General features: G+C 66.0%; 4 protein-coding genes. 2 read left to right on the top strand and 2 right to left on the bottom strand.

Translation table 11 applies throughout. The features are described from left to right. Positions 1-272: 272 nt before the first annotated feature. Complete coding sequence (locus B597_RS26840; protein WP_031323200.1) at positions 273-2,219, bottom strand: DNA topoisomerase III; 1,947 nt, start codon at positions 2,217-2,219, stop codon at positions 273-275. Positions 2,220-2,405: 186 nt separating this feature from the next. On the opposite strand from B597_RS26840, the gene B597_RS26835 reads away from it, so the two are divergent. Next, the gene (locus B597_RS26835) at positions 2,406-2,618 is read left to right on the top strand and encodes a DUF3079 domain-containing protein (protein WP_024161661.1); all 213 of its coding nucleotides are present in this window, start codon (positions 2,406-2,408) and stop codon (positions 2,616-2,618) included. 30 nt (positions 2,619-2,648) lie between these two features. Here the strand turns inward: B597_RS26835 and B597_RS26830 are convergent, their stop codons facing one another. Beyond that, on the bottom strand, positions 2,649-3,878 hold the full coding sequence (locus B597_RS26830; protein WP_003292983.1) for a dicarboxylate/amino acid:cation symporter: 1,230 nt from the start codon (positions 3,876-3,878) through the stop codon (positions 2,649-2,651). 192 nt (positions 3,879-4,070) lie between these two features. Between B597_RS26830 and B597_RS26825 the strand changes: the two genes are divergently transcribed. Next, complete coding sequence (locus tag B597_RS26825; RefSeq protein WP_024161660.1) at positions 4,071-4,322, top strand: hypothetical protein; 252 nt, start codon at positions 4,071-4,073, stop codon at positions 4,320-4,322. Positions 4,323-4,621: the final 299 nt, after the last annotated feature.

The following is a 4,621-nucleotide window of genomic DNA, read 5'->3' as shown; positions in this document are numbered from 1 at the left end:
GAGAAGGCGGTTCCTGGACGGCTGGTCTTGGCTGGCTGGTGGTCTGCATCGCCGTGGGGGCGCGGCTCCCACGGGTGGTGCGGGTGGCTGAGGTTTGTGGGAAGGCGATTCCTGGACGGCTGGTTTTCGCTGGCTTGTGGTCTGCATCGCCGCGGGGGCGCGGCTCCCTCGGGTGGTGCGGGTGGCTGAGGTTCGTGGGAGGCCCGCCCTCGGGGCGATGCTTTTGAGCGAAGGCCGGAGGGTTCTGCGCTTGTGCAGGCGCCGCCCATTCATCACTCCGCAGCGCGTGGCTTTCTCGTACGTGAGCCGGTCGTATTGCGCTTGGCGGCGGCGCGTTTCTTCTTCCACGGTTTTCCCGCTCGCCCAGCGGCCACAGGTGGGCCGCTGATGGTCATGCGCAGCCCGGCGCAGCGCTCGACCAGCTTGCTCATCCACGCCGATTGCTTGGCGACGAATTCTTCCAGCGGCATCTCGCCGCTCTGCACCATTTCCAGCGCCTGCTCCCAGATCGCCGTGGTGCCTGGGTCGGCGATCGGCCGTGGCACGGCGTCGATCAGGCTGAACGCCGCCGCTGTCGCCGCCAGCGCCTTGCCCTGGCGAACCAGATAGCCGCGGTCGAGCAGACCCTGGATGATCCCGGCGCGGGTCGCCTCGGTGCCGATGCCGGTGGTGTCCTTGAGCTTCTGCTTCAGCCGCGGGTCGTCCACCAGCTTGGCGACGTTCTTCATGGCCTTGATCAGATCGCCTTCGGTGAAGGGTTTCGGCGGCTGGGTCTGCTGGTCCTTGAGCGTGATCTCGCCCACCGCGTAATCCTTGCCCTGTTGCAGGGCTGGCAGGCTTTGCGGTGCAGCTGCTTCGCGATTGCCCCGTGCCGGCACCAGCGCTTCGGGCATGGCGCGTTTCCAGCCGGGCTCGACGACGCGCTTGCCCACGGCGCGCAATGCCTGGCCGGCGCAGTCGAAGTCGGCCTGCGTGCGGTCGTATTCGTGGGTGGGCAGGAACTGCGCCAGATAGCGCGCGCGGATCAGCGTGTAGACCGCGCGCTGCCGGCCCGCCAGCCGCTCCAGACCGCGTGCGGCGGCGGTGGGGATGATGCCGTGGTGGGCGCCGACCTTGGCATCGTTCCAAGCCCGCGAGCGGCGCGACAGGTCCAGATGCGGCTCAAGCGCCGCGAGCGTCGGGTCGGTTTGAGTCAGCGCCGCGACGATGGCCCGCGCTTCGCCGTGCTGGCTCAGCGGCAGGTAGCCGCAATCGCTGCGCGGGTAGGTGATCAGCTTGTGGGTTTCGTACAGCGCTTGGGCAATATCGAGGGTTTCCTGGGCACCGAGACCGAGCTTCTTCGAGCAGACTTCCTGCAGCGTGCCGAGATCGAAGGGCAGTGGTGCCGCTTCACGCTGACGCTCGGTCTTGAGCTTCACCAAGCGAGCGCTGGAGGCGTTGCGCATGGCGTCCGCCGCCTGCTGCGCACGGGCCTGATCGAGGCAGCGGCCCTGGTCATCGCAATGGTCGTCCGGCGCCTGCCATTGCGCGGTGAACGCGGTGCCATCGGCGAGCAGCTGCACATCGATGGCCCAGAACGGCACCGGGACGAAGTCGGCGATGCTGCGGTCGCGGTCCACCACCAGACGCAGCGTCGGCGTCTGCACGCGGCCCACCGGCAGCACGCCCTGATAGCCGGACTGGCGGCCGAGCAGGGTGAACAGCCGGCTCATGTTCATGCCGATCAGCCAGTCCGCACGCGAGCGGCCGAGGGCGGCATGGTAGAGATTGAAGGTCTCGGCGCCGGGCTTGAGCGCGGCCAGCGCCTTGCGGATCGAGGCGTCATCCAGTGCCGACAGCCAGAGTCGGCGGATCGGCCCACGGTAGCGGCAATGCTCGACCAGTTCACGGGCGATCATCTCGCCTTCGCGGTCGGCGTCGGTGGCGATCACCAGTTCGCTGCATTCGCCGAGCAGGCGCTTGACCGCCTTGAACTGGCTGGCGGTCTTCGGCTTGACCAGCATCTTCCAGCGCTCCGGCACGATTGGCAGGTCCGCCAGCACCCAGCGCTTGTAGCGCCGGTCATAGGCATCCGGCGGAGCGGTTTCCAGCAGATGGCCGATGCACCAGGTCACCGTCACCCCGGCGCCCTGCAGGCAGCCGTCGCCACGCCGGTTGGCGCCGAGCACCTTGGCGATGTCGCGGGCCTGGGAAGGCTTTTCGCAGAGATAAAGTTGCATGGAGGTGTGACGGCAGCGGTCGATGGCGCGAAGCATGTGCACAAAAGGCGCTTCAGGCAATCTTTATCTGTATGTGCATACAGGTGTTGTGCGCCGATGCCGGTCGTTCTTGAGCATGATCAAGTCTGGCTGCGGCGAGGAGGCTTAGCCTGTGGCCACTGCAACAACGCCCGAAAGGCACTCGCAATGGCCAAGAAATTCCCTCTCGATCCTCCGCATCCCGAGCGTGTCTGCTGGGGCTGTGACCGCTATTGTCCGGCAACGTCGCTGGCCTGTGGCAACGGCGCGGGGCGAACCCAGCATCCCTCGGAAATGTTCGGCGAGGACTGGTACCTGGACGAATGCTGGGGTATCGACCCGGAGCTGATCGCCAAGACCCGCAAGGAGTCGTCGACCTGATATTGCGCGGGGTTCTTCTTCGGCAACCTGCTAGTCGCGGTCGGCGAAACGCTGCACCACCACGCTGCCGATGATGTCGCCCTCGACGTTGACCGCCGTGCGCACGGTATCCAGCAAGCGATCGATCGGCAGCAGGATAGCTACCGCTTCGGCCGGCAAGCCGACCGCCTGCAACACCATCACCATGGTCACCATGCCGGCGCTGGGAATCCCCGGCGCGCCGGTGGAGGCGATCATCGCGGTGAAAAACACCACAGCCTGCTGCGCCAGGCTCAACTCGATACCCATCAGGTTGGCGACGAACAGCGCTGCCGCCGCTTCGTAGAGCGCGGTGCCGTCCATGTTCATGGTCGCGCCCAGCGGCAGCACGAAGCCGGCGATGCCCGGACGCACCTTGAGATTGTCCTCGGCACAGCGCATGGAGATCGGCAGGGTCGCGGCGCTGGAGCTGGTGGCAAACGCCGTGATCAGCGCCTGGCGGGAGCCGCGGAAGAACCACAGCGGCGATTTTCCGGTCGTCAGGAAGAGAATGCCGGGCAGCACCACGATGCCGTGGAACAGCGTGGTGGCGAAGACCAGCACGATGAAGCCGCCCACCGCGCTGAGCAGCGCCACGTCCTGCTCGGCGATCAGCTTGATCAGCAGGGCGAGGATGCCCAGCGGTGCCAGGCGCATGATCCAGTTGATGATGCGCATCATCAGTTCGAGGAATTCCTGAAGTACCGCCAGAATGTTGCGGTAGCGCTCGCCGCCTGCCACCAGGGCGATGCCGATGAACATGGCGAATACCACTACGGCGAGGATGCTGCCGTCGGCCAGTGCGGCGAAGGGGTTCTGGAACAGGTTGGCGAAGAAGTGCAGGAAAAACTCCGGCAGTGTCAGCTGGCGCGCCTCGAAGTCGTTCATCGCCTCGGCGAACAGATCCAGCGACAGCCCCGCGCCCGGCTTGAAGATGTTCGCCGCGACCAGCGCCACCAGCATCGCCGCACTGGTGGTGAGGGTGAAGTAGACCAGCGCGCCGCCCCACACCCGATGAACCTGATGGTGCGCCTGCAGGTTGGCCACGCCGACCACGATGGAAGTGAATATCAGCGGAATCAGCACCATCTTCAGCAGGCCGATGAATATGCTGCCGGCCAGGGTGCTGGCGTAGAGCACGCCCTCGCGCAAGGGCGCGTCGGTCGGCAGCGTGCCGGTCAGCCAGCCAATGGCGACGCCCAGGCAGGCCGCGATGAGAATCTGCAGGTTGAGACTGGGCAAGGGGTGGCTCCTCGGATTGGTAGCATTGGTGCTGTGCAAAAGAATGAACGCCGCGATAAAAAGTTCGCATCGCGGGCCGCAATCATACAGACGCAACGCAACCGACGTGCCAATGACCTGGCGTCGGCCGGCCGCAGACAACATTGCCCCAGCTGGGTTTTCATGATCGGGCAAGTAGAAGGGGCGCGAGTCATGAGCGATCAGGACATCGAACGACGCATCGCCCGCGATATCGCCAACTGGCAGCGCGGTGTGCAGGAAAAGGGTGAGCCACTGGTGCTGGACAACGGCTGGCTGCAGACGCCACCAGGCCTGCGCTCGAACAGCATCGCCCCGGGGGCGGGCCTCCCCCAAAGGCAGCGAGCATGCACCGGCTCCTCGTGGGAGGCGCGCCCTCGCGGCGACGCGGGCCGAAAGGCCGTCGAAGCCTTAAACACTGCCTGAGTGTCTCGTCTGTAGAGGCGTATTTTGCTTGCTATAAAAACATCGCCCCGGGGGCGGGCCTCCCCCAAAGGCAGCGAGCATGCACCGGCTCCTCGTGGGAGGCGCGCCCTCGCGGCGACGCGGGCCGAAAGGCCGTCGAAGCCTGAAACCTGCCTGAGTGTCTCGTCCGTAGAGGCGTATTTTGCTTGCTATAAAAACATCGCCCCGGGGGCGGGCCTCTCCTAAAGGCAGCCAGCGTACGCTGGCTCCTCGTGGGAGGCGCGCCCTCGCGGCGACGCGGGCCGAAAGACCGTCGAAGC

The sequence above is a fragment of the Stutzerimonas stutzeri KOS6 genome, from assembly GCF_000307775.2.
Lineage (GTDB): Bacteria > Pseudomonadota > Gammaproteobacteria > Pseudomonadales > Pseudomonadaceae > Stutzerimonas > Stutzerimonas stutzeri_B.
This window is presented reverse-complemented; position numbering and strand designations above follow the sequence as displayed.